Annotated in this window: 28 protein-coding genes and 1 pseudogene; 10 read left to right on the forward strand and 19 right to left on the reverse strand. The window is 37.1% G+C overall.

Going from position 1 to position 25,673, the window contains the following annotated elements:
* Positions 1-10: 10 nt before the first annotated feature.
* Both AC0L3W_RS06155 and AC0L3W_RS06160 read left to right on the forward strand, forming a co-directional pair.
* Complete coding sequence (locus AC0L3W_RS06155) at positions 11-370, forward strand: DUF2750 domain-containing protein (RefSeq protein WP_290037945.1); 360 nt, start codon at positions 11-13, stop codon at positions 368-370.
* An 88-nt stretch (positions 371-458) separates the two neighbouring features.
* A complete protein-coding gene (locus AC0L3W_RS06160; RefSeq protein ID WP_409439396.1) occupies positions 459-1,064 on the forward strand; it encodes an RNA methyltransferase in 606 nt (201 codons plus the stop codon).
* Between the two features lie 156 nt (positions 1,065-1,220).
* Here the strand turns inward: AC0L3W_RS06160 and AC0L3W_RS06165 are convergent, their stop codons facing one another.
* Positions 1,221-2,600 carry a PhoH family protein gene (locus tag AC0L3W_RS06165; protein WP_290037943.1) on the reverse strand — a complete coding sequence of 460 codons (1,380 nt, stop codon included), beginning with the start codon at positions 2,598-2,600 and terminating at the stop codon, positions 1,221-1,223.
* 278 nt (positions 2,601-2,878) lie between these two features.
* On the opposite strand from AC0L3W_RS06165, the gene AC0L3W_RS06170 reads away from it, so the two are divergent.
* Entirely contained in the window at positions 2,879-3,181 is a 303-nt protein-coding gene (locus tag AC0L3W_RS06170) for a DUF496 family protein (RefSeq protein WP_290037941.1), read from the forward strand.
* A gap of 146 nt (positions 3,182-3,327) precedes the next feature.
* Positions 3,328-4,089 (forward strand): 4'-phosphopantetheinyl transferase family protein, encoded by a 762-nt coding sequence (locus AC0L3W_RS06175; protein ID WP_409439395.1) that lies wholly within the window; start codon positions 3,328-3,330, stop codon positions 4,087-4,089.
* Positions 4,090-4,151: 62 nt separating this feature from the next.
* Here the strand turns inward: AC0L3W_RS06175 and AC0L3W_RS06180 are convergent, their stop codons facing one another.
* The 4 genes and pseudogenes from AC0L3W_RS06180 to AC0L3W_RS06195 form a co-directional block, all read right to left on the reverse strand.
* Positions 4,152-4,445, reverse strand: coding sequence for a PilZ domain-containing protein (locus AC0L3W_RS06180; protein ID WP_290037937.1), 294 nt, complete (start codon positions 4,443-4,445; stop codon positions 4,152-4,154).
* A gap of 243 nt (positions 4,446-4,688) precedes the next feature.
* The gene (locus tag AC0L3W_RS06185) at positions 4,689-5,090 is read right to left on the reverse strand and encodes an acyl-CoA thioesterase (RefSeq protein WP_290037935.1); all 402 of its coding nucleotides are present in this window, start codon (positions 5,088-5,090) and stop codon (positions 4,689-4,691) included.
* A gap of 1 nt (position 5,091) precedes the next feature.
* Positions 5,092-5,550, reverse strand: a pseudogene (locus tag AC0L3W_RS06190) (low molecular weight protein-tyrosine-phosphatase).
* Between the two features lie 22 nt (positions 5,551-5,572).
* Positions 5,573-6,139: an elongation factor P hydroxylase gene (locus AC0L3W_RS06195; protein ID WP_290037931.1), complete on the reverse strand. Its 567-nt coding sequence runs from the start codon at positions 6,137-6,139 to the stop codon at positions 5,573-5,575.
* A 93-nt stretch (positions 6,140-6,232) separates the two neighbouring features.
* On the opposite strand from AC0L3W_RS06195, the gene pdxH reads away from it, so the two are divergent.
* Positions 6,233-6,886 (forward strand): pyridoxamine 5'-phosphate oxidase, encoded by a 654-nt coding sequence (pdxH, locus tag AC0L3W_RS06200; protein WP_290037929.1) that lies wholly within the window; start codon positions 6,233-6,235, stop codon positions 6,884-6,886.
* Positions 6,887-6,902: 16 nt separating this feature from the next.
* Here the strand turns inward: pdxH and AC0L3W_RS06205 are convergent, their stop codons facing one another.
* The 5 genes from AC0L3W_RS06205 to AC0L3W_RS06225 form a co-directional block, all read right to left on the reverse strand.
* The gene (locus AC0L3W_RS06205) at positions 6,903-7,871 is read right to left on the reverse strand and encodes a Solitary outer membrane autotransporter beta-barrel domain (RefSeq protein ID WP_290037927.1); all 969 of its coding nucleotides are present in this window, start codon (positions 7,869-7,871) and stop codon (positions 6,903-6,905) included.
* Between the two features lie 33 nt (positions 7,872-7,904).
* Positions 7,905-9,305, reverse strand: coding sequence for a cobyric acid synthase (locus tag AC0L3W_RS06210; protein WP_409439393.1), 1,401 nt, complete (start codon positions 9,303-9,305; stop codon positions 7,905-7,907).
* A gap of 93 nt (positions 9,306-9,398) precedes the next feature.
* Entirely contained in the window at positions 9,399-10,451 is a 1,053-nt protein-coding gene (gene aroG / locus AC0L3W_RS06215) for a 3-deoxy-7-phosphoheptulonate synthase AroG (RefSeq protein WP_290038326.1), read from the reverse strand.
* A 91-nt stretch (positions 10,452-10,542) separates the two neighbouring features.
* Entirely contained in the window at positions 10,543-11,790 is a 1,248-nt protein-coding gene (gene moeA / locus AC0L3W_RS06220) for a molybdopterin molybdotransferase MoeA (RefSeq protein WP_290037923.1), read from the reverse strand.
* Positions 11,791-11,904: 114 nt separating this feature from the next.
* Positions 11,905-12,855, reverse strand: coding sequence for a LysR family transcriptional regulator (locus tag AC0L3W_RS06225; RefSeq protein WP_409439392.1), 951 nt, complete (start codon positions 12,853-12,855; stop codon positions 11,905-11,907).
* Between the two features lie 195 nt (positions 12,856-13,050).
* Between AC0L3W_RS06225 and AC0L3W_RS06230 the strand changes: the two genes are divergently transcribed.
* A complete protein-coding gene (locus tag AC0L3W_RS06230; RefSeq protein WP_409439391.1) occupies positions 13,051-14,265 on the forward strand; it encodes a pyridoxal phosphate-dependent aminotransferase in 1,215 nt (404 codons plus the stop codon).
* Positions 14,266-14,582: 317 nt separating this feature from the next.
* The gene (locus AC0L3W_RS06235; protein ID WP_290037917.1) at positions 14,583-15,497 is read left to right on the forward strand and encodes a VanZ family protein; all 915 of its coding nucleotides are present in this window, start codon (positions 14,583-14,585) and stop codon (positions 15,495-15,497) included.
* Between the two features lie 71 nt (positions 15,498-15,568).
* On the opposite strand, the gene rlmM is transcribed toward AC0L3W_RS06235, so the two are convergent.
* From rlmM to hemA, 8 genes are all read right to left on the reverse strand, one after another.
* The gene (gene rlmM / locus AC0L3W_RS06240; RefSeq protein ID WP_290037916.1) at positions 15,569-16,654 is read right to left on the reverse strand and encodes a 23S rRNA (cytidine(2498)-2'-O)-methyltransferase RlmM; all 1,086 of its coding nucleotides are present in this window, start codon (positions 16,652-16,654) and stop codon (positions 15,569-15,571) included.
* Between the two features lie 30 nt (positions 16,655-16,684).
* Positions 16,685-17,077: a DUF423 domain-containing protein gene (locus AC0L3W_RS06245; protein ID WP_290037915.1), complete on the reverse strand. Its 393-nt coding sequence runs from the start codon at positions 17,075-17,077 to the stop codon at positions 16,685-16,687.
* Positions 17,078-17,086: 9 nt separating this feature from the next.
* Positions 17,087-17,932: a 3-deoxy-8-phosphooctulonate synthase gene (kdsA, locus tag AC0L3W_RS06250; protein ID WP_290037913.1), complete on the reverse strand. Its 846-nt coding sequence runs from the start codon at positions 17,930-17,932 to the stop codon at positions 17,087-17,089.
* 85 nt (positions 17,933-18,017) lie between these two features.
* Complete coding sequence (locus AC0L3W_RS06255; protein ID WP_290037911.1) at positions 18,018-18,878, reverse strand: SirB1 family protein; 861 nt, start codon at positions 18,876-18,878, stop codon at positions 18,018-18,020.
* Positions 18,879-18,881: 3 nt separating this feature from the next.
* Positions 18,882-19,268, reverse strand: a complete 387-nt coding sequence (locus tag AC0L3W_RS06260) for a SirB2 family protein (protein ID WP_290037909.1) — start codon at positions 19,266-19,268, stop codon at positions 18,882-18,884.
* Between the two features lie 82 nt (positions 19,269-19,350).
* Entirely contained in the window at positions 19,351-20,178 is an 828-nt protein-coding gene (gene prmC / locus AC0L3W_RS06265; RefSeq protein ID WP_409439390.1) for a peptide chain release factor N(5)-glutamine methyltransferase, read from the reverse strand.
* Positions 20,179-21,270, reverse strand: a complete 1,092-nt coding sequence (gene prfA, locus AC0L3W_RS06270) for a peptide chain release factor 1 (RefSeq protein ID WP_290037907.1) — start codon at positions 21,268-21,270, stop codon at positions 20,179-20,181. It lies immediately after the preceding gene.
* A 51-nt stretch (positions 21,271-21,321) separates the two neighbouring features.
* Positions 21,322-22,587: a glutamyl-tRNA reductase gene (gene hemA / locus AC0L3W_RS06275; RefSeq protein WP_409439389.1), complete on the reverse strand. Its 1,266-nt coding sequence runs from the start codon at positions 22,585-22,587 to the stop codon at positions 21,322-21,324.
* Positions 22,588-22,830: 243 nt separating this feature from the next.
* Between hemA and AC0L3W_RS06280 the strand changes: the two genes are divergently transcribed.
* The 3 genes from AC0L3W_RS06280 to xthA all read left to right on the forward strand — a co-directional run bounded on the left by AC0L3W_RS06280 (position 22,831) and on the right by xthA (position 24,827).
* Positions 22,831-23,253, forward strand: a complete 423-nt coding sequence (locus tag AC0L3W_RS06280; RefSeq protein ID WP_409439388.1) for an outer membrane protein assembly factor BamE — start codon at positions 22,831-22,833, stop codon at positions 23,251-23,253.
* A 370-nt stretch (positions 23,254-23,623) separates the two neighbouring features.
* Complete coding sequence (locus AC0L3W_RS06285; RefSeq protein WP_409439387.1) at positions 23,624-23,857, forward strand: TIGR02647 family protein; 234 nt, start codon at positions 23,624-23,626, stop codon at positions 23,855-23,857.
* A 163-nt stretch (positions 23,858-24,020) separates the two neighbouring features.
* Positions 24,021-24,827 (forward strand): exodeoxyribonuclease III, encoded by an 807-nt coding sequence (xthA, locus tag AC0L3W_RS06290; RefSeq protein ID WP_409439386.1) that lies wholly within the window; start codon positions 24,021-24,023, stop codon positions 24,825-24,827.
* Positions 24,828-24,955: 128 nt separating this feature from the next.
* On the opposite strand, the gene AC0L3W_RS06295 is transcribed toward xthA, so the two are convergent.
* Positions 24,956-25,669 (reverse strand): TIGR01621 family pseudouridine synthase, encoded by a 714-nt coding sequence (locus AC0L3W_RS06295; RefSeq protein ID WP_409439385.1) that lies wholly within the window; start codon positions 25,667-25,669, stop codon positions 24,956-24,958.
* Positions 25,670-25,673 lie beyond the last annotated feature (4 nt).

Here is a 25,673-nt window from a genome sequence, read left to right on the forward strand (position 1 = left end):
AGAGAAAACCATGACTGAAAATGTTGCTGCATTAGAAAAATTTCAAGATGATGTCAAAGAAAGCCAGCTTTTATGGGCTTTACAAGATAAAGCAAGCGGTGATTGGGTGGTAATGGACTCAATGAATTACGAAGAAACAGAAGTAATGCCTTTATGGTCTTCAGAAGCATTAGCAAAAACACACTGTATCGAAGAATGGGAAGATTATGCACCCGCTTCTATCTCTCTAGCAGATTGGTTTGAGTTTTGGTTAGAAGATCTAGTAGAGGACGATGTAATTGTCGGTCTTAACTGGGTTGGTGAAGAAGATGATATCGAACTTGGTTTATCAGAGTTTACTGAAGCACTTGGTCAAATAGAAGCACTATAAACGTACTTAAAGATTAAAGGCATGTGCACCACAGAAGCACATGCCTCTAGCACATTTGAAATCACTTTTATTATAACGTTAAAATACTATGCCAGAAAATAAAACGGAATCACCAACGACTTCACGTACCATTATTGCCCTCACAAACCCTAAGAGCTCATCTAATGTTGGCGGTGCAATGCGTGCGGCCGGTTGTTACGATGCACAAAAGGTTGTCTACTCTGGTGATCGTTTTAATCGTGCTGTACGACTAGCCGCAGATACCCAAAAAGTCCATGAAATTGTACCACTGGTTCATTATGAAGAGCTATTAGACGCATTAGAGCCTGGTATGAAATTAATCTGTGTTGACTTAATAGAAGGTGCAATCCCTTTACCTAATTTTGAACATCCAAAAAATGCGATGTATTTGTTTGGACCAGAAGATGGCACTATCAAACAAAAAGTGATCAATAAAGCTGACGCAGTGGTATATGTGCCAACCATTGGTTGCATGAACCTAGCAGCTTCCGTTAATGTGGTTATGTACGATAAATTAGCGAAATCTCAACAGCACCAGTTAGACAATGAGTTAATTAAAAAAAGTCGAGATCGTAATAATAAGATTAAAGTAAAAGCTTTAAAGTATGAAAAAAATAGAATTAAAGAAGAAAAAAGAGTTATTCGACAGGCGGCACTAGAAAAAGAATCATAAGCAAAGCTTCAACATTATTACAGCTATTTGAAATGCACTGTTTAATTGCTATCAAAGACAAATTGTTATAGTTAATATTACTAACAACAATTTGCTTTCTGTGGCTTTCACCTTAATAAGATGAAAGCCAACTATTTTAAGTTAACTCTGTTTAAATTATAAGTGCTCTTCAGCATACTCAGCAAGTCGACTTCTAATAACACCATTAAGGAATATATTTGCACTTCCTTCAAAGTCTTTAAAGCGTTCAACAATATAGGTTAATCCGGAAGTTACAGGCGTTAAATAGTTACTATCGATTTGTGCTAAATTCCCCGAACAAACAATTTTAGTCCCCTCTCCGCATCTTGTGATAATCGTTTTGAGTTGAGAAGCCGTTAAATTTTGGCATTCATCTAATAATACGAAACTGTTTTGAATACTGCGCCCTCTCATAAAGTTAACTGATTTAAATTGAATATTAGCTTTATCCATAATGTAATTAACTGAGCTACTACTACAGTTGTCATTTTTGTGTAGTACTTCTAATGTGTCTGTCACTGAGGCTAACCAGGGCATCATTTTTTCTTCTTCTGTTCCTGGTAAAAAACCGATATTTTCTGCAATATCTGGTGTGTTACGCGTCACAATAATTTTGTCATACTGCTTTTGTTCGATGACTAGCTCCAGTGCCGCAGCCACTGCTAATAAGGTTTTACCACAACCAGCTGGACCAGTAAGGACAACTAAATCAATACTAGGGTCAAGTAATGCATTAATGGCCATACCTTGATAAATGTTTTTAGGTGTTACCCCCCAAGCTTGTTGTCCCATGATGCGATCGTAACCAATATCAAGTAACTCTACTCCGTCAATAAATTGATCAGTAATTTTACCTACAAAGTCATGATTCTCATCGAGAATATACTGGTTAGGATAAGGTTGTTTAATTAAGTCAGTTTTTAACTGATGAAAGGTATCTTCGCCACGATTGAAGGTTTCACACTCTTTAATCGTATCCCAAAAGTCCCCTTCTACTTGTTGATAACCTTTACTTAATAAATCAACATCGTCGATCAGTTTATCAGTACGATAATCTTCTACATATTTTAGTCCTGCGCCTTTCGCTTTTAAACGCATATTAATATCTTTAGTGACGAGAACAACTTTTGACGGGGCTTTGCTTTGTTGAAGATAGAGGGCGGCGTTGATGATTCGGTTATCGGGCTCGTCCTCACTGAAGGACTCTTGAAGAAAGGAAGCATGGTGGTCAGCAAAAATTGAAATGGTACCACCTAATAACACGCCCTTATGGTCTATTTCCACCCCCTGTGATATTTGCTCAGTGCTAGCATCTTGGAAGAGTTTTTCTAAACACCGAATCGCCACTCGGGCATCTCGGCTAACATCTTTTTGCCGATCTTTGATACGGTCCAATTCTTCTAAAACGGTCATCGGAATAACAACATTGTGCTCTTGGAAGGAGTAAAGTGCTAATGGCTCATGTAATAAAACGTTTGTATCTAAAATGTAGAATTTGCGTTCGGCTTCTGTCATGAATAACTCCTCTATTGAAAAAATATTGCTGTTGCATTTTTTATATAAACAATAAGTTATGTCACTTTCATTACAACCATTACATTTACAAGAATAACCGTCAAGTCAAAGTTTCCGTCATTTATCGGTGAATTTTGAAAAAATGTGTTTCGTAAATAATCAGCGTGCGTATAATTGAATCAATGATACAAATCAGCAATTTAATCATTATATGAATGTTCAAAGCAGTTCATTGTTGGTTTAAAGTAAGTAAGACTATCAATCAAAAGGTGTGATAAATGAGTACAGTTCTTGAATTAGTAAAAAACACGCGTCGTAAAAACAAGTTAAAACGTGAAATCATTGATAACGAGAAAAAAATCCGTGATAACCGTAAACGTGTCGACCTATTAACCAACTTACTTGAGTACATTACACCAGCGATGACTCATGAAGATATCGTTAATATTATTAAAAACATGCAATCTGATTATGAAGATCGTGTTGATGATCACATTATCACTGGTGCAGAATTATCAAAAGAGCGTCGTGAAGTGAACAAACAAATCAATTCATTTAGACGTCCAGATGCGACTAAATAGTTAGCAAATACGCGTTATTTTTGAATTCAAAAACAATGAAAAAAGATAGCTAAGCTATCTTTTTTAGTTTTTAGCAAACCAAACTACTACTTAGTAATACCGAGTAAACCGACTTTCATTAGGATAAATAAAAGATAGGGAAAATAGTGAATTCAACGCCTTCATCCTTTTCACAGTTACAGCATGATCATATCGATCTGTGGTCAATTTCACCAAAGCAATTAAATGATTCAGAGTTAAAATACCTCAAATCTTTGATTACAGATGAAGAACAAACCAGGATCGCAACATTTAAAAGTAGTAGCGCACAAAAAACATCACTGGTATCACGAGCAATGTGCCGACTAGTATTAAGTCAATATATCAACATCCCTGCCCAGGCCCACCAATTTTCCCGTAATAAACATGGAAAACCTGGTTTATTAAAGAACTCTACACAGCTTCAATTTAACCTAAGCCATAATGAGGATTTAATTATTATGGCTGTTTCTGTTAAAGATGAGGTTGGTTGTGATATTGAAAATCCGACACGTAAGGTCAGCATTGAACCCATTACTAGAAGGTATTTTTCAACGCAAGAACATGCGATGTTAATGGCTAAACAAGGGCAAGCTCAAAATGCAGCCTTCTTTAAAACATGGACGTTAAAAGAAGCATTTGTTAAAGCGACAGGGGTAGGCATTAAGTTAGGTTTAGACTCATTTTATTTTTTGTATGACGATAAAGATAATAAACAAAATATCCAAGTCTGTTTTAATGAGCATTACCCATTAAATATCGAACAACCTTGGTATTGTTTCCATGACCAATTTCAACAACAATCATTTGCTTTATGCAGAGCAACAAAAACACTACAAAAAATATGTTATTTAGATGCGGCTCAATTGATACCGGTACCTAAACGATAGAGGATAGTCTTTGTTTATGCATCATATTAGTGATGCATCCATACAGATTTTTAATCTGTCACTTATTTTAATTCAACAAATTCGACTGCCGCAGAAAAGCCGCCTTGCTCACCCTCAGTAACACGTAGTAATTTAGCTACAGCATGCAAAGGTAGAAACCGGTTATCCTTTGTATCTAACAAGATCTCAACATGATCATCTGTACATAAACCAGTATCATTAAAAGTAATACGCATTCCTGTACTACTCAAATCATTACACGTCCCTTGATAAGAAAAACCACCTTTATGGATCTCTATCGGTAGATTTATCTCCATACGATGGAATGAACGTTTTTCATTTTGTGCATAATACATAAGATTCCCTCTTCAAAAGTCATAATAAAATGACTTATTAGTAACATATTTGCAAGTGTGGCTAACTTATTTTATGGCAATCTGAGTGTGATATAACATTTCTCAGTTATTCACAACAGTTGAGGTTGATTAAACCAATTTGGTGCGCAGAAAAATGAGATTTAAACTAACTAAAAAAGCAGCTTTATTCCTTAGTTAATATTACACGGAACGAATATTAATAATAAAATAAACATGCATAAATCAACTTGCTAATAAACTAATGATATCTTCAGGCATGGGTTGTAATTGCTTATTTTTGTCTAAACAAACCATCTCTATATCACCAATTACTGCAGGCCTCGTTGAATTAGGGCGCCATACTTCCTGTCGCCAAATAGTTTTATACTTTCCATCGATCACAAAGCTGGTACGAATATCGCAGATTTCTGAAAACTCAACACCATCTTGAAAAGTCATATTCGCTTTATATACTGCAAAACCTAAACCTTGTTCTTTCCATAACTTGTCCAAGCGCTGACTATCAATAACGTGCTCTCTAGCACGTTCAAAATACTTTAAAAAATTTGGGTGATATACCACACCAGAATGATCTGTATCTTCATAATAGATTTGTACTGGGTGATGATATATTTTATTTTCCATCTTAATCTGAACCTATTTTAACTAATATGTTTTCACTGGCTTTTTCTAATAAATCTAATACTAATTCAAAGCCTTGGTCGCCACCATAATAAGGGTCAGGAATCACCTGCTCACCTAGACCAGCAAATGCTAGAAACAAGTCTATTTTATATTGGTATTGTGCTGGACAGCGGTTAAGTAAATCTTGTTTATTTTCTTGATCAGCTGCAAGAATGTAATCAAACTCAGAAAAATCCTCTGCTATTACACCTCTAGAGCTGATCCCAGAAAATGAGTATCCACGTTTCTCACCGGCTGCTATTGCCCTAGTGTCAGGTTTATTCCCCTGATGATAATTAATCGTACCAGCAGAATCGACCTGTAAATTAATTCCCTGATTAACAGATTTAGTTCTCAACACGGCTTCAGCAGTTGGTGATCAACATATATTACCTAAGCATACAATCAAAATTTTTTTCATGTGTTGTTCTCTACTGTTAAAGTTAATCAACTAATTGATACATACCTTGGTATGCAAAGTCGTCAATTTTCAGCGTAGGCGTTTGATAGGCATTCTGCAAAGCTTGCATCAATTTCTGCGTACGCTCAGATACGCCATTATCTAATAATGTTAAGACTTTCTGATACACTTTTTGCTTAAAACCCAAACGATTAATTACAATACCACTCAGGTTATCACTACTGACATCAAAATGTGCACCACAACTTGCTGTCAGTAACCATTCAATAGCTTGTGGTAATACTTCTACTTTTTCAAACTCAACTTGTCGCTGCTCATCTCGTCCATCAGGCTCATACCAATAACCATAATCAAGTTGTTGTCGTCTTTGCTCGCCAGCCACTAGCCAATGTGAAATTTCGTGTAATGCACTTGAAAAGTAACCATGTGCAAAAACAATTTGATGGTGTGAGCAACGACTGTTAGCGGGTAAATAGACAGGCTCATCTCCACCTAATACTAACTTGGTGTTGTATTGTTGGTAGAACTGGTCATTAAAGATTTGGATAAGATCTTCACTAGAAAATTCAGTTTTTGATACGTGTAACATGTAATAAAAATCTCATAAAACAATATGATCGACAAGGCTAAATACAAATTATACACTTCCCTTTATGTTCAATCTAACTAATAAAGATAAACCATGTCATTACTGAGCAAACTTCGTTGTGCATTCACCTTAGGTCAAGGTGTATTAATCGAAAATAAAGCACTAATCACCACCAAAGATCCAATTCAATTCTTTAACACTTGGTTAAAGGAAGCTGAAGATACTGGTGTAGTGTTACCTGAATCTATGTCTGTATCAACTTGTACAGTAGAAGGACGCCCCTCATCACGTATGGTGCTATTAAAAGAAGTCGACCAGGAGGGATTTGTATTTTTTACGAACTACGGTAGCCGTAAAGCTGGCGAATTGGAAGAGAATCCATTTGCTGCACTATTATTTCACTGGAATATTCTACAACGACAAGTACGTATCGAAGGTAAAATCGAACGTGTTAGTCATGCTGAATCTGAAGCGTATTTTCATTCTCGTGGACGAGGGAGTCAAATTGGCGCTTGGGCATCAAAACAAAGCCAAGTCTTAGATGAAAGACAAACTTTAGTTGATAGTGTGAAGTATTACGAAGAGAAATTTGCAGGTCAAACAGTGCCTTTACCAGATTTTTGGGGAGGATATCGAGTCATTCCTGAAAAAATTGAGTTTTGGCAAGGTAAAGCAGATCGTTTACACGACCGCTTCACTTACACTAAATCAGGACAAGATTGGATAATTAATAGATTAAACCCCTAGTACCTAGTGTCGTACTTTATTCATTCCAATAAAGTACGACAGTTGCGCCACTGATTGAACTGCCATAATTTACTGATACACCAATCCCGATATTATCTAAAAATGGAATTTGATTATTAGTATCAATCACCCAGCCGACACTCGTTTCATAATAATACCCATCATCAGCCATCGCCTCTAAGTCGCCAAACAGATCAATTCTTCTAAAGTCGATGGTTAAAAAATCGTTTACGCCCCATAATTCAGGTACTCCAACAGTAAACTCGACACCATTAGTGATACGCCAACCTTCAGGGTTGACACTATATTTATCATTAATGGTACCTGCAAAACTTTGACCGTATATGTAATTGGTTTTATTATGTGCTCTCCAGGTTCCCCACTCTTCATCTCGCTCATACCCGATCCCTACTTCAGGCTCAGTAATTACTGCCCACGCGCTAATATTTAGGGTATTGCCATCTAATTCATCAATAGCATCTTCAGGAAAACCATCGCCATAATCATAGTCGTTGTTGTAATAAGTAAGATGGAACCCTAACGCGGACGTTACGTACCAGTTATCAGTCACATGATAAAACTGCGAATAATTACCATAGATCCCCATAGTCTCTTGTTTAGCAGTATCGTCAACACCTGCATAAATTTCACTATCACTTTCGGTATTAATGTAAAAGGCACGAACAGTAATGGCATGGTCCCAAGCTTCGCTCTTAGGCTCTAAATCCCAGGTGTAAGGAATAACGAATACATTTAGGCTATTTTTATAATTTGACGAGTCTTCATCACCAAAACCAGGATCATCTGATTCGATATCAAAGTTAGTAAAACCAAATGTTAGCGCTTCACTGTCAGACATGAGTGTTGAAATAGCAAAAGACTCTTCAATAGAGTCCAAGGCACTTTCTGCCGCACACATAGGAATACTGACAAATGAACTCAATAAAAATAAATAAATTGAGTAATTTTTATGATTACGAAACAAGCATCCCTCCTTTATTTAAAATCTTTTAACACGTTATAACCAACCATGTTGTTCAAACATATCTGCCAATCTATCTAATTCTTTATCAATATGTGTTTTCCAATTGATGCCATTTTGCGCAACGCCAAGTTGCTCCATAAACCAGTTATAAAAAACAGCATTATCAAATAAACCATGCAGATAAGAAGTATAGATATTTGCTTGTTGCCAACCTATATCCGCATCAATAAAAGGCGTAACACTATCATTTAATAGCACACTTTCACCATGATGAATTTCATAAGCGTCTATTGTTTGACCTAACCAAGCTAATTTACGTTGTTTTGTGGCTTTATTGTGTGCCAAAGTAGTACTTAAATTGATTACACCTAATCCCTTCTTATCACCATCTTCTAGCGATAATGGATCATTGATCTGACAACCAAGTATTTGCAAGCCACCGCATATACCTAAGGTTAATTTACCTGATTGACTAAATTTAATGATTTCACTGTCTAAACCTACTTCCCGTAAAAAACCTAAACTTTTACCACTATTTTTACTACCTGGTAAAATAATTGCATCAAACACTGATAAGTCTTGATGTTTCTGGACCGGAACTAAATTAATATCATCTTGATAGGTAAGTGCATCAAACTCATCCATATTAGAGGCGTAGGGATAATAAATAAGTGCAACATTAATAGCACCATATTGCCATGTTGTGCCTAATCTAAAACTATCTTCTTCTGGCAAGTGATGACGATGATAAGGTAAGTTAGCAACCGTTGGTATACCGGTTTTTTCTTCTAACCAATCCATCGCATTACCTAATAAACTAGGATCACCACGGAATTTATTTAATACAAAACCTTTAATGAGTTTTTGCTCTTCTTCTGCTAAACAAGCCCAAGTTCCTAATAAATGGGCAAAGGAGCCGCCTCTATCGATATCAGACACGAGGTAAACATCAGCTTGGCATGCTAAAGCGACACTCATATTAACAATGTCCCCTTCACGAAGGTTTATTTCCGCAGGGCTGCCAGCACCTTCAATCACCACTTGCTCATATTGTGCTTGGAGCTCGGTTAACGCCGTTAACACTTTAGGCCAAATTAATTTTTTTCTCGCCATCCAAGGCATATTCGATATAGCAGTATCGACTTTGCCATTAATGATTACCTGGCTATAGGTTTCTGCGCTAGGCTTTAATAAAACAGGATTCATCAGTACTGAAGGTGTAGTTTTAGCAGCAATCGCTTGAAGGTATTGCGCACGACCAATTTCAGCCCCATCTTCAGTGATCGCTGCGTTATTACTCATATTTTGCGCTTTAAAAGGAGCAACATTGATACCACGATTTGCTAATAAACGACAAATGGCTGTCACAATCAGCGACTTTCCTGCATCACTGGTGCAACCTAATACCATTATCGGCTTTTTATTTACTGTCATTATTTTAGTTAATCCACATCTTACAGCATGTTAATAAGACAAAAAAAAGCACCGTTTACACAGTGCTTTTTCTAAACTGAAGTTCAGTTAAGCTTAACCGCGACGCGTTGCCACTGCTTCAGATAATTGTGCAAGTAACGTTTCAGTTGCATCCCAACCAATACACGCATCAGTAATGCTTTGACCGTATGTTGGAGCAACACCTTCACATAGATCTTGGCGACCTTCCACTAAGTGACTTTCAACCATCACACCTGAAATAGCTTTATCACCACCAGCAATTTGACCGCATACGTCATCAAGTACTTTCATTTGGTTTTCAAATTTCTTTTCAGAGTTGGCGTGGCTGAAATCGATCATTAATGTTTCAGCAAGACCTGATTTTTTAAGATCAGTTTTAATCGCAGCCACATGCTTAGCACTGTAATTAGGCTCTTTACCGCCACGTAAAATGATATGACAATCAGGGTTACCTGCCGTTTCAACAATCGCACTGTGGCCAAATTTATTAACAGATAAGAAATGATGAGAAGCGTTAGCCGCACCAATCGCATCTACCGCTACTTTAATAGTACCGTCAGTACCGTTTTTGAAGCCAACTGGACAAGATAGACCAGAAGCTAATTCACGGTGAACTTGTGATTCCGTGGTACGCGCGCCAATTGCGCCCCAAGACATTAAGTCAGCAATATACTGTGGCGTGATCATATCTAGGAACTCAGTCGCCGCTGGTAGGCCTTTTGAATTAATATCTAATAAAAGTTTACGAGCTGTACGCAGACCTTTATTAATGTTGAATGTACCGTTTAACTCAGGGTCATTAATTAACCCTTTCCAACCAACGGTTGTACGCGGTTTTTCAAAGTACACACGCATAACTACTTCTAATGTATCTTTATATTTTTCACGTAATGCGACTAATTTGTCAGCATAGACAAGTGCAGCTTCTGTATCGTGAATTGAACAAGGACCGATAATCACTAATACGCGGTCATCTTTGTTGCTTAATATGTTACTGATTGCAGTGCGAGAATCAGCGACTGTTTGGCTGACTGAGTCTGTTGCTGGAAATTTTTCTAGTAAAGCAATAGGGGGTAATAGTTCTTTAATCGCTGTAATTTTCAAATCATCTGTTTTAATCATAATATATCCTGAGCACACCGTTGTGCCTAATAGTTAATTTCTAGTTTTCTTGTTTATTATATAAATATTCTGTTTAAGCGACTTTGCTTACCCATTAATCCATTAAATGGCTATACGGTTCAATCTCTACCGTTTCACCTTTTGCAATATTGCCTCTGTCTTGTTCCAGAACAATAAAGCAATTTGACTGACTCATTGAGCTAAATACACCAGAACCTTGATTTCCAGTTGTTGTAACAACTAGCTGCCCCTGTTCATTAACAGAGTAGTTACCACGTTGAAAATCTGTTCTTCCAGGTGCCTTGCGCAATGCATCGTTACATACTGCATTCAACCGTAATGCTGGTTTTACTAGCTCACCACTCATTTTCGCCATTGCTGGCACTGCTAATTGGTATAGTGTCACGATAGCGGAAACGGGATTTCCTGGCAACCCAAAAAAGACACTGTTTTGAAGCTTACCAAATGCAAAAGGTTTTCCCGGCTTAATAGCAAGTTTCCAAAAACCAATTTCACCTATTTCATTTAGTACTTCTTTAATGAAATCAGCCTCTCCAACGGAAACCCCACCACTAGTGATCACAACATCAGCTTGTTGATCTGCTTTAATAAGCGTTTCTTTTATCTCTCTATAGTCGTCTTTAATAATGCCAAAATCAATCACTTCGACATTTAAACGCGATAGAAGCCCTATAATACTATATCTATTGCTATCGTAAATCTCACCTTGTTCTAACTTAGAACCTAAAGGTCTTAGTTCGTCACCCGATGATAAAACAGCTACTTTAAGTTGACGATAAACAGGTAACGTATCGATACCTAAAGAAGCTAACAAAGGAATATCTCGAGGGGTCAATTTATGTCCTTGTTTAAGTACAGTTTGACCTACGCTTAAATCTTCACCTGCAAAACGTACATTACTATGTAGCTTAGGGGTTTCAACAAATATGATGTTATCCCCCTCAGCTTGAGTTTGCTCTTGCATTACAATACAGTTTAATGATTCAGGCAGGACAGCCCCAGTCATAATCCTAATGCACTGCCCTGGTTGTATATCACCGGTAAAAGGAACACCTGCAAAGGATTTGCCTACTTGTTTTAATGTAATTGGATTCTCCGATGAACAAGCCGCTAAGTCATGGCGATCTAGTGCATATCCATCCATCGCTGAGTTATTAAATGGAGGTACATTCTGTTGTGAAATAATATCCTGACTCAAGGTATAACCTAATGCGTCAGATAACGGTAATGTCATTGACCCACACACATTACTTAGCGTTATTTGCATTCTATCTATGGCCTCGGCTAAAGGCATTAAACCGGGTACATCACAACAACTCATATCGATTACTCTTTCATTATTGGTTAAATTTTTATTGTGCCTGTTTATTTCAATTCTGCAATGGTGTTTATTACTTATCATGGTGGATTAATGACACCTAAATAGCGGACACAATTAACTGTCTTTAAGTGATATTTTTGAAGAAAGAGGGACTGCGGTTTTGATCCCATTTAAATTGCTAAAGCAACTTTCTACAGCAGTGCCGATAAAATCTTCAATGAAGGCGAGTGACTTTTGATCTTCTCGTACTGCTGCATATAAGGTTTTCCAAACGCCCTCTTTACCTAGTCGACGAGCAACTACATAATCCTTTTGCAAATACTCAAATAACGCCCAATTTGGTAAAGCAGCAACACCTCGTCCACTCGCCACCAACTGCAACATCATTAATGTCATCTCAACTTGGCGTATTTTTGCGGGCATCACACCTTCAGGCATTAAAAATCCGTTAAAGACATCTAAACGCTCTTTTTCAACCGGATAAGTGATCAATGTTTCTTCTTGTAGATCTTCAGCATCAATAAAGGTTTTACTCGCTAACGGATGATGTCGGCTCAAGGCTAACATTGATTGATAACTAAATAGTGGAATATAACTAATTCCCTCAATAGATTGGGGATCCGATGTGACCACCAAATCTAGATTGCCACGTTTTAAAGCAGGTAAAGGTAAAAAGCTAAAACCACTTGAGAAATCCAGTTCAACTTCAGGCCAGCTGTCTCGAAATTTATCAATCGCAGGCATTAACCATTGAAAGCATGAATGGCATTCAATGGCCATATGTAAACGGCCAGCATCACCCGATGAGAAACGAGATAGGTCGCGCTCAGCTTGTCGCACTTGAGGTAAAACTTGCTCAGCTAACTCTAATATTCTAAGCCCTGCAATGGTAAAGCGTATTGGTCGAGATTTACGAATAAACAAAGAGCAATCTAAACGTTGTTCCAACTCCTTTAGTTGGTGAGATAAGGCAGACTGAGTTAAATGCAATTGCTTAGCTGCTTCTACTAAACTTCCTGCTTTATTTAGTGTTGATAATGTTTTTAAGTGTTTAAATTCAATCATAATTACCTTACCAGCCGAAATAGATGATTATTCCATACAAGTTAATTTTATTCATATTAATGTTAATTTAATTGAATTTAATTAATTATTAAAGAATAACATCATGATTTTGAGTAAATCATCTTCACTATGTTAAACATATAAGGTACTTTAGCACGCTGTATCAAGCATAAAATTAGGGGTTAAGGGGTTTAAATGTATTCTATTGTTCGTTCAAATAAATTAGATAATGTCTGCTATGACATTCGTGGTCCAGTATTAAAACAAGCAAATAAGCTGGAAGAAGAAGGCCAACGTATTCTTAAATTGAACATAGGTAATCCCGCCTCATTCGGCTTTGAAGCCCCAGAAGAAGTATTAATGGACGTGATCAAGAACTTGCCTAAAAGCCAAGGGTATTGTGATAGCAAAGGGTTATTTTCTGCACGTAAAGCAGTCATGCAACATTATCAAGGTAAAGGTTTATTATCTTTAGATACCGATGATATCTACATAGGTAATGGTGTGAGTGAGTTGATTGTAATGGCGATGCAAAGCCTGTTAAATAATGGTGATGAAATTTTAGTACCTGCACCAGATTACCCATTATGGACAGCAGCAGCAAATCTATCAGGCGGCAAAGCAGTGCATTACATCTGTGATGAAGAGTCTAATTGGTTCCCTGATATCGATGATATTAAATCTAAAATCACTTCACGTACTAAAGGCATTGTTTTAATCAATCCAAACAACCCTACTGGTGCCGTTTACAGTAAAGAATTATTAGAGCAAATCGTCGAGTTAGCACGACAACATAACTTAATTGTTTTCTCCGATGAAATATACTCGAAGATCGTCTACGACGATGCAGTACATATACCATTAGCAACGCTAGCTGATGATATTTTAATTGTTACTTTTGATGGGCTTTCAAAAGCCTACCGAGTATGTGGCTTCCGAGTAGGTTGGATGATGATCAGCGGTGCCAAAAAGCAAGCCCGTGATTATATTTCAGGCATTGAAATCTTAGCTAGTATGCGGCTATGTGCCAATGTGCCTATGCAACATGCTATTCAAACATCACTGGGTGGATATCAAAGCATCAACGAACTAACAGTGCCAGGTGGACGTTTATATGATCAAACACAAACTGCTTGGAAACTATTAAATGATATTCCAGGTATCAGTTGTAACAAGCCACAAGGAGCGTTATACCTGTTCCCTAAATTAGATCAAAAACGCTTTAACATTAAAGATGATCAACGTTTTGCAATGGACTTACTGATTGAAGAAAAGATCCTCATTGTACAAGGTACTGGCTTTAACTGGCATAAGCCTGATCATTTCCGTATTGTGTGTTTACCTCGTGTTGATGAAATGACTACAGCGATCAACAAAATTGCACATTTCTTAGATGGTTACAGCCAATAAGTTTAACAACTTTAATTCGCAGTGTTTGAGCAAGTATCAACCGTTAAGCACTGCGAATATTTCTATATTATACTTTTGAATTAGGTATTTACCTCCTTATTTTTCCCCACAAATAATTCCTCTTAAATTTTTGATCACTTATTAATCTAATTATTATAAACTGATGTTACTAATTAAATAATCTATCTCCGTTTGGTATAGGAGAAATCACCCTTCTAGAATAACTTCGTTAATCATCTGTCGAAAATTAACGAAAACTATTAATTAGTTTTATTGGTATAAAATCTACCGAATTATCATGTTAAATGAGAAACGTAATGCTCAAGAAAACGATACTATTAATTATTTCACTGTGTTTTATATCCTTGCTATTTGTTGATGTAGGCGACTTGATTTCTGAAAGAGTCATTTATGTTATCTGGCCTCTTGGTCATGTCACTGTTTTTGCTTTCTGGACAGCATTATTAATCCTTTACCAACCCAATATTAGAAATGCATCTCTTATCAAACAATGGTGTTTATTAACATTGTGCTGTTTTGGTTTAGGAGCAACAATTGAACTGATACAACCTTTCTTTGGACGCTCTAGAGAGCTCAATGATCTGTTCATGAATTACATTGGTGTCTTACTGAGCTTAATTATATTCACTCGTCACTCAGTGCGTTGGTTTTTTAAGGCAGGCTATTTCATTTTGTTGGGATATTTCTTATTACCTTCAATCACCACTGCTTATGATGAAATTAAGATGCAAGTCGAATATCCCAAACTAGCAGCTTTTGATAACGAGATTGCCTTAACACGCTGGAAAGCAGATCAAACCCTATCATTAGTAACTCCTGAACAGTTGCCTGAAGCAACAAATAACATGATGAAGATTACTTTTGTGGAACGTAAATACAGCGGAGTCGCTCTACGTTATTTTAAAGGTAATTGGCATCACTTCAATCAACTCAGCTTTGATTTCTATAACCCTTATGACCAAGCCTTACCAGTTACCCTGATCATAACGGATAAACAGTACAATAAAGGTAAACCCAATCCCCAAGACAGGTTTGATAAAGTATTACAGATCAAACCAGGATATAACCAAATTGATCTCCCATTAGAGGAGATAAAACAAGGTGTGGCATTAAGGGAAATGGATTTAGAAAGTATCGCTGGAGTAGATTTTTATATGTATAAACTTAAAGCTCCTACATATTTATATTTAGCATCGTTATATTTACAGTAGACAAATGATGGATGGAGTGTTTAGACTAATAAAGGTAAATGCCTTTATTAGTCTTAATAAATCATTACAACTTAAATTGGACCATATACTTTATCAATTAAACGAACATGAACAGTAATCTCTTCTCGGTCATGATATAAATGTTTTGCTTGAAGTTCATAATTGAAGCCAGCTTCTACAATCATATCCGTTAAGATTTTAAGATCCTCTGTTGCCTCTTGATAACGTTGCTTCATCGGTAATTTAAGGTTAAAAATAGCCTCTTTACACCAACCTTCGATTAACCATTTAGCCATTAGCTTGGCAACACGTTTTGGTTTCTCAATCATGTCACAAACTAACCAATGAATATTCTTACGTTCAGGTTCAAATTTAAAGCCATCTTCCATGTAATGGGTTACTTGCCCTGTTTCCATAAGACTATCTGCCATCGCACCATTATCGACACAACTAACAAACATACCCCGTCTTACTAATTGGTAAGTCCAACCACCTGGACAAGCTCCAAGGTCAACCGCTTTTAGGCCTGAATGAGCACGCGCTTCTTGCTCTTCCTTAGTTAAAAAGGTTTGAAAAGCTTCATCGAGTTTTAATGTCGAACGACTTGGTGCTTCATTAGGGAAACGTAGACGTGTGATCCCCATATGCAATTCGCTGCGATTATTTGGTAAAGAATACCCAACATAGGCTGTTTCATAATCCATAAAACAAACATGCGTACGACGACGTTTAGGGTTTTCTTTATTGGTTAAGTTATTATTCTTTTTCAATGCTTGTCTAAAAGGCACGGTGAACTTACGACAAAAAGTCAATAAAGGTTTAGTTTCATCTCCTTCCGGACACTCTACATAGACATCCCCTGCCATTGGTAAATTACGTGTTATTTCTAAAATTGGAGAAATTCTATCTTCTGCAGGTAAATCTTCGAGCATTGCTACAGCAACAATCATTTGACGAGCAAAAATGAGTTGCGCAAAGTTAATCTGTTCAGCTAAAGACTCAACCTGTGCCGGATCATAACAATGGTATAATACGAAACCACTATTTTTTAGGGTTTTAATATACCCAAATACTTCTAACTCACTGGCTTTTGCTTGGATCTCATTAGCACAATCATTTTCAAAACCGGGGCGACAATATAACAGAATACCTAACATACAAACCTCAATTTACTGTTCAGTAAATCTTTATTTTCTTAAAGAGAAGACCATTGCCAAAGCAATAGATAACCAAGCCACTATCAGTAATAAGCCGCCTAACGGAGTGATTAATACTAGCAATTTAGAAGTAAAAAACACCCAATAGTATAAGCTTCCACTAAAACAGAGTGTGCCGATACTAAAGCAATATAGACTTAAGGTTAATAAACGACTGACTAAGAGTGAACTTAGTATGGTAGTCATTAGTAACGCTAAGGCATGAAACAATTGATACTGTGCAGCTAATTTTACTTGTGATATTTGTTCAGGGTTAGCCCATGTAGATAAACCATGGCTAGCATAGGCTCCAAACATAACCGCCGTTGCCCCAAGCAAAGCGGCAACGGCGATAAAACAACGTGACTGTGTTGAGATTTTCAAAACAATAACTTATTCAGTCACAATAGGATCTAAGCTTTTCGCTAGTTCATCCATTTGCTTCATTTGTGTTAGGAAAGGCACCAATTTATCTAATGGTAATGCACAAGGACCATCACATTTAGCATTAGTAGGATCTGGGTGAGACTCTAGGAATAATCCTGCGATACCCTGAGACATACCCGCTAAGCCTAATTGCACAACTTGACTACGACGACCATCAGCACTGTCGCTACGCGCACCAGGCTTCTGTAATGAATGCGTCACATCAAAAATAACTGGGTAAGAGGTTTCTTTCATGGTGCTGAAACCCAACATGTCTACTACTAAGTTATTGTAACCAAAGCAACTACCACGCTCACACAAGATGATTTTATCGTTACCAGCTTCATTAAACTTAGTAATAATATGTTGCATCTCATGCGGAGCTAAAAACTGCGCTTTTTTCACGTTGATAACTGCATTTGTTTCCGCCATTGCTTGCACTAAATCTGTTTGACGACTTAAAAATGCAGGTAACTGGATCACATCAACGACTTCGGCGACTGGTTTAGCCTGATAAGGTTCATGAACATCCGTAATAATTGGCACATTAAAGGTCGATTTAATCTCTTCAAAAATACGTAAACCTTCTTCTAAACCAGGACCTCGAAAGCTATTAATAGATGAACGGTTTGCTTTATCAAATGATGCTTTAAATACATAAGGAATATTTAATTTACTGGTCGCTTCAACATAGGTTTCAACCATTTTCATCGCTAGGTCGCGTGACTCTAAAACATTCATACCACCAAATAGAACAAATGGAAGATCGTTTGCAACATCAATATTGCCGACTTTGATAATTTTCTGGCTCATTTTTACTCTCTTATTTTTATCGAACAGTTCGATCAAAAATTGATAGTAATCACCCCACCAGAGTGATTACTATGACTTAACATAATTAATGAATGACCTGAGCCGCTAGCTCATCACTCATCTGTTTAATTTGTCTTTTTAATAAATTAACAATGGGATCATCGGGGCATTGCTCAATAAAGTAAGTGAAATCATTACAAGCAAGTTGATAACACTCTAATTGTTGAAACAAAAAGCCACGATCCCTCACTTCAAAGGCATCTTCTGGATCAAGTCGTAATAGAATATCACTACATAATAATGCCAATTCAATGCTCTCGGCTTGAATATAAGCTGCTTTTAGGACATTAACGTAACGCTTAATAATCGTTTCATTACTATCAGCTTGACACATCTCAGCTGTTAATCGTGCATGATTACCAAGTTGACCACGCACCTTTAATTCCAGTTGCATCAAATCAACAATTTCACCATTAAACGGATCAATATAAACAGGCCCATCTGATAATTCTACTTTGACGATAAAGCCACTTGGAAAACAAATCCCAGCGGCAGTAAAGCCCGTCTCTTTTAAAGTTTCGATTAATAATATACCCAAACTAATCGGCACCCCTTTACGACGCGATAATACTGAAGACAGCAATGCATTTTTTACTTTGAAAAATGCTTTCCAATCACCACTAAAGTTTTGCACATGATATAAATTATTCAATATTGCACTGAGTTTATCGATATTCGTATCAGGGTATGCCGCTAATTGAGATTTAATCACAATTAGTTGTAAGCGCATATTATGCTGTAACTCTAAGGCTGAATGTCCAGTTATCTCAGCTTCAGCCATACTCGCCAACTGTAAAAGCGAATAAGCTTGATAATCAATTCCTTCATGAATCAGACTAGTATTGATAACTGACTCTTCTAGTGTCCCTTTTTCATCTAGTTCCACTGTTTACCCCACTAATAAAATAGCTTGTTTGGTGAATGCTAATTTAGCTATGTAAGCAAGCCAGCCAAAAGCACCAACAAAAGATAACCATTGAATATGCGTTTTGGTATTTGGGTTTAAAGACACTTGCACCATAGTAAAGTATGCAACAAATGCGATTATTTTTTCTAACAACCAGTATCCGCCTAAAGAGAACGGATTCCAATGTACTAATGCCATTAACGCAATCCCTAATACAACAATCGTTAAATGCGTATGAGTATGGATTTTTTTAAACAACGCTTTTTGCGCATTCTCATGGCCAGACTTTAACCAGTAAAATCGTAAAATATAAAGAATAATCGCTAATAAGATAAAGCTCATGTGAGTATGTTTTAAGATAGAATACATTGTAATCCTTGCCCTAAGCCCAGAGACTTATTAAGTTGTTAAGATAAAATAAATTAAACCATGGCATATTAGTAGCCCTACTTTATAAAGGGAGGTGGCCTAATGTTACACGGTCATTTTGACTGTAATCTTGTTCTGTTTTTACTTGTACAAAATCATTGTCTAACATAATTCTTTGTACTGCCTGACCTTGATCGTAGCCATGCTCAATCAACAAACACCCACCTGCATTTAAATAATTCTTTGCTTGTTCACAAATCAAACGAATATCTGCGAGTCCATGTTCTTCTGCTGTTAATGCAGAAAGCGGTTCAAATCGAACATCACCCTGGCTCAGGTGAATATCCGATGGATCAATGTAAGGCGGATTACTAACAATCACATCAAACCTTTCCTGCACATTTTCAAACCAATCACTTTGTATAATCTTCACTTGTGAAAAACCTAAGCTATTGCGGTTTTCACAGGCCAAAGCGACTGCATCACGGCTAAAGTCTACCGCCATAAGAGTCGCTTTAGGCAGTTCACTGGCAAGCGCTAATACAATTGCACCAGTGCCTGTACCTAAGTCTAAAATATGGGCTTGTGCACTGCTTTTTGCTAAGGCTAACTCAACTAATATTTCAGTATCTGGCCTGGGAATTAAGGTACTTGCATTGACCTTGAACGGTAATGACCAAAACTCTCGCTCACCTGTTAGATGAGCGACAGGTTGACCATTAACTCGCTGCTCAATTAATTGTTCAAAGTCAGATTTTTGCTGCATAGTTAAATCACGCTCAGGCCAAGTCATTAAATAAATGGTTGGTTTATTTAACACAAAAGCTAACAGCACCTGTGCATCTAATAGAGCGGAATCACTATTAACTAATGTATATTCAGCCCAGGCTAACGCATCTTCAATACGCAACTAAAGAGCACCTTGCGCAAGTGCCGCTAATTTGTCAGCTTGATCTTCCTGTAGAATAGGGTCAAGTAACGCATCCAACTCACCTTCTAATACTTCATTTAAGCGATAAATGGTTAAATTAATACGGTGATCACTTACACGACCTTGGGGGTAGTTATAAGTACGAATACGTTCACTACGATCACCACTTGCGACAAGACTACGACGAATGTCTTGCTCTTCAGCATTATTTTTTTCATCTTCGACCTGTTGTAAGCGAGCTTGTAGAACAGACATCGCCTGTGCACGGTTTTTATGTTGCGAGCGTTGATCCTGACATTCTACCACTGTCCCAGTAGGCACGTGCGTAATACGAATAGCAGAATCGGTTTTATTAACGTGCTGACCACCAGCACCAGAGGCACGGAAAGTATCCACTTTTAAATCAGCAGGATTAATTGAAATTGCTTCTGACTCTGGAATCTCTGGCATGACAACCACTGTACAAGCAGAAGTATGAATACGGCCTTGTGACTCAGTTTCAGGTACACGTTGTACTCGATGGCCACCCGATTCAAATTTCATTAAGCCGTAGGCACCATCACCTTCAATTTGCATGATCACTTCTTTGTAACCACCCTGTTCGCTTTCATTACTGTTCATAATGGTCACTCGCCATTTTTTACTGTCACAGTATTTACTGTACATACGGAATAAGTTACCAGCAAAAATAGCCGCTTCATCTCCGCCTGCACCAGCTCTAATTTCAACAAAACAGTTACGGTCGTCATTAGGATCTTTTGGTAGTAATAAAATTTGCAATTCAGCAGCCAATCTTTCAACTGACTCTTTGGCTTCAGTGATCTCGTCTTGCGCCATTTCTCGCATATCTTCGTCATCATCTTCAAGCATTAACTCAGCAGCGGCTAAATCTTCCTGTGCCGATTGAAATGATTTGAAACACAGTACAACTTCTTCAAGCTGTGAATATTCTTTGGTTAGTTCACGGTATTTCTCTTGATTACTAATTGTATCTGGATCACCTAATAACGCTTGTACTTCTTCGTAACGCTCAACTAATATTTCTAACTTTGCAACAATAGATGCTTTCATTTTTATCTCTTCTTTTGAATAGTTCGATAGTTAACCAATCGAGTTATCTCTTTATAATTCGTCTTGTTGGCTTAGTCCAAGTGTTAGTCTCAATAATGCTAAGTCTTGTTCATTACCTGTTTGACTAACCGTTGTTAATGCTTGGCTTGGATAATGGATAAGCTTATTGGTTAACTTAAACGCCAACTCTTTTAATACTTTTTCGCTATCATTACCTTTCGCTAATGAAGCAATAGCACGTTGTAATAATTCATCTCTTAATTGCTCACTGTTTTGACGATACAAGCGAATGCTTTCTACCGCTTTTAATGATTCTTGCCAAGCCATAAAGTCACCAACACTGGCAACAATAATTTTTTCAGCTTCAATGGCGGCTTCTACTCGTGCTTGTTTATTTTCTTCTATGATGCCTTGTAAATCATCAACACTGTAAAGGTAGGCATCATTTAATTCTGCGACTTGTTGTTCGATATCGCGAGGAACTGCAATATCGATAAATAACATAGGTTGGTGACGGCGATCTTTTAACGCACATTCCACCATACCTTTACCAATAATCGGTAAGGGACTGGCTGTCGAAGAGATAATAATATCTGACTTAGACAAGTGATTAGGGATTTCTTCTAAAGTAATGGCATTGGCATTAAACTGTTCGACTAAGCCCATGGCACGCTCTAAAGTACGATTTGCAATGGTGATATTAGGCACTTCATGCTCGAGTAAATACTTGCCCACCAGCTCGATGGTTTCACCTGCGCCTATTAATAGCACACGGCTTTTCTTTAAATCACTGAATATTTGTCGGGCTAGGGAAACGGCTGCGAATGCCACTGAAATGGCATTTGCGCCGATTTGAGTATCAGTACGAACACGTTTTGCCACACTAAATGCGTATTGAAACCATTTATTTAAAGTCTTGCCAACCGTTTTAGCTTGTCCTGCTGAGGCGAAAGCTTGTTTAATTTGACCAAGGATTTGCGGCTCACCTAAGACTAGCGAATCTAACCCGCAGGAAACTCGAAATAGGTGATTAACCGCTTCTTGATCTTTATAACTGTAAAAGTTTTGGTCCAAGGCTCCCAGTTCAATATCGTGAAAGTCTGTTAACCAGCGCAGGATAGGTGAAATGTCCTGACCTTCATAATGGCAGTAAATCTCACAACGATTACAGGTTGAAATAATAACCGCTTCTTTTACAAGAGGTTGAGTTAGTAAATCTGCATAAGCCATCATCAAAGAGTCTGGTGCAAAGGCAACCTTTTCTCTCAGTTCAACTGGTGCAGTTTGATGGTTAATTCCTAACGCAAATAATGGCATTTATATAATTCACAGAAACAAGAAATGGAGCAAAACAAAGAGCTGAATTCTACGTAAATTTACCACAAATTTAAAGCGAACTCTGTTTCTATGGTGCATTTAGTCTTAAAAACAAACAATTTTGCTATAAGTTTTACTTTATAAATCATAATCACAAAATTTCTGCCCTAATATTTTTACTTGTTAGCTTTGCTTGGGTATCATCAAGTCCAGATTATTTATCACTTAATTATTGATGAGCACATGACTATTAAAAAAATATTTGCCAGCCTTGCGATTACTTTCTCACTTTCAGGGTGTTCTTATTTATACAATACCTTTGTATATCAAATCGATGTAGTACAAGGAAATTATGTAGACAATGAAAAGTTAGCACAGGTTGAGTTAGGGATGACGCAACAACAAATTGTATTTGTATTAGGTTCGCCAATGCTGATTGATCAATTCGACACGTCTAAATGGTATTACATTCGTTATATCAAACCTGGTGGTGAGCCCGTTCAACAATCACAAATATTACTTACCTTTGATGGAAATAAGTTAGCAAGCATTACTAGCGACAATATTGATCAAGAAAATCCACTTGTAAAAAACCCAAAAGTGAAAAAAGAGCCTAATGAGGCAGCACAAAGTGGTGATACTAAAATTGCCCCGACTACTGAATAGTCATTTCATTAGTTAAGGGAGTATTTCGGTACTCCCTATACCAGTTATACTAAAATATCAGTACTTAGTTTAAAGCGTAAATCGCGCCTTTTTAATCGTCTTTCGCGACATTAACGACAAGATATTAATGCTTTAATAGTTGTTCCTTTTAAGGAATTTACAACGAGTAAGTAAGTTATATTAACGAGTGAATTACGATAAGTGCTGTTATTCTTATTCCTTATTAAATTAAGTGCGCTACATCACTATTAATTAAGGAATTTTTCCAACAATTGATCTACGCCAAACTCCCCTGTATTAACTTTTGCATTTTATATTTACCTCACTATGATGAAACTTCTTATCAGCAATAGAAGTGAGCTTAATAACCATGAAAAATTACTCTGATACACTGTTAGATGAAATAAAATTACTCGCGAAATTTCCTGAAACATCACAACTTGAAGGTTTAAAGCTCCACAAAGAAGCTGACCCTAGCATGATCAAAGCTGCGCAATCTCTATTTGATAAAGGATTAATATCTCAACAAGATGGAGGCTATTTAACCGACAGTGGGTTAGAAACAGCAGATCATCTTCATCATTTATTAATCGCATTACATTAATAATGTCAGTATTGGTGGGCTATTCGTGCACCAATACCCTCTACTTGGATTTGCAGATGATAAATGCGCCTTTGATGGAGCACTATATTAACGCTCCTAGTTGAGTAAATGTTAACAACAAGGTACATTTATCGTTTTTGATTCTGTAAAGGCTATTCTCACTATGAAAGTTATCTCATTTAATATTAACGGGCTTCGCGCACGCCTACATCAATTACAAGCAGTTATCGATAAACATCAACCCGATGTCATTGGACTCCAAGAGATTAAAGTACACAATGATGCATTTCCTGTCGAAGCAGTTGAAGCTATGGGATACCACGTTTATTACCATGGACAAAAAGCACATTACGGCGTTGCTATGCTATGTAAACAAAAGCCTACTGACGTGCAATATGGTTTTCCTACAGATAATGAAGAACATCAAAAACGCATGATCATGGTGACCGTACCAGATGAAGATGGACAACCAGTTCGCATTCTAAATGGTTATTTCCCACAGGGAGAGAACCAAACACATGAAACAAAATACCCATACAAACGTCAATTTTATCAAGACTTAAATACTTACTTAAATGAACACCACACTGCTGAAGACAACGTGATAGTAATGGGTGATATTAATATCTCTCCATTGGATTTAGATATTGGTATTGGTGAAGCAAATGCCAAACGTTGGCTACAAACTAAAAAATGTAGCTTTTTACCTGAAGAGCGTGAGTGGCTTGCAACATTAATGAACTTCGGCTTTACTGATACCTTCCGTTTGTTGCACCCAGAGGAAGATCAAAAGTTCAGTTGGTTTGATTATCGTTCTCGTGGATTTGATGATAATCGAGGGTTACGTATTGATGTGGTACTTGCAACGCCTTCATTAGCGGAAAAAACCGTTGAAGCAGATATCGATTATGAGCTAAGAGGCATTGATAAGCCTTCAGATCACGCGCCGATCTGGACTGAGTTTGCTTAACATTGATTCAGCTTAGCTTGAAATCGTTAACCTGATATTTAAAAGGGTCGACTATGACTTAATTATTTGAACATTAAGTCATAGTCGACCCTTTATTTATACTTTTAAGTCATAAGATTAAAAAATAACTAACCTATTTTTGGCCATTTTAACTCATTACAATCTTGTAATTCTGTTAATTTTTTTTGACAAGCCTCTACATTAAACAATTCACCTAAGTTTGGCACTGCGCTAAAGTTAAATACATGCTCTTGATAGATAAATTGAATTTGAAAAGCATGTAAATAACCACGGTCATAACGATGTGCTTCTTCCGTTGCATAAATAGAATCGCCACAAATAGCGCTACCAATACTTTTTAACGCCACCCGAATTTGATGTGTTTTACCCGTTTTAGGCTTAACCACAAACAAACGTTTACCCTCTCCAAGCGAAAAACTGAAAAACTGTGTGATCGCTAAATTATCATTACTTCTAGTCAATTTCCACATTGAGCGACGTGACTTTTCCATGCCACCTTTAATCAATCCCTGTGTTTTTTTAGGCTTTTTATCTGAAATTGCCAAATAAAACTTTTGAATATCCTGATTTTTAAATAATTCAGATAAACGATTTGCCGCGGCTGATGACTTGGCGAGTAATAAAATTCCGGAAGTCATTTTATCCAAACGATGAACACTAAAGAGTTTCTGTTTAAAGTAACGCTCCGCCGCAACGACTACCCCAAACTCGCCATCTTCACTATGAAAGTTAATACCAGGACGTTTGTTGATGACTACAAAATCATCTTCCTCTGATACGACTGAAAAATATTCATTCTCTACTGTGATTGCCTCTAGCATCGGT

The sequence above is a fragment of the Psychromonas sp. KJ10-5 genome (assembly GCF_055808325.1).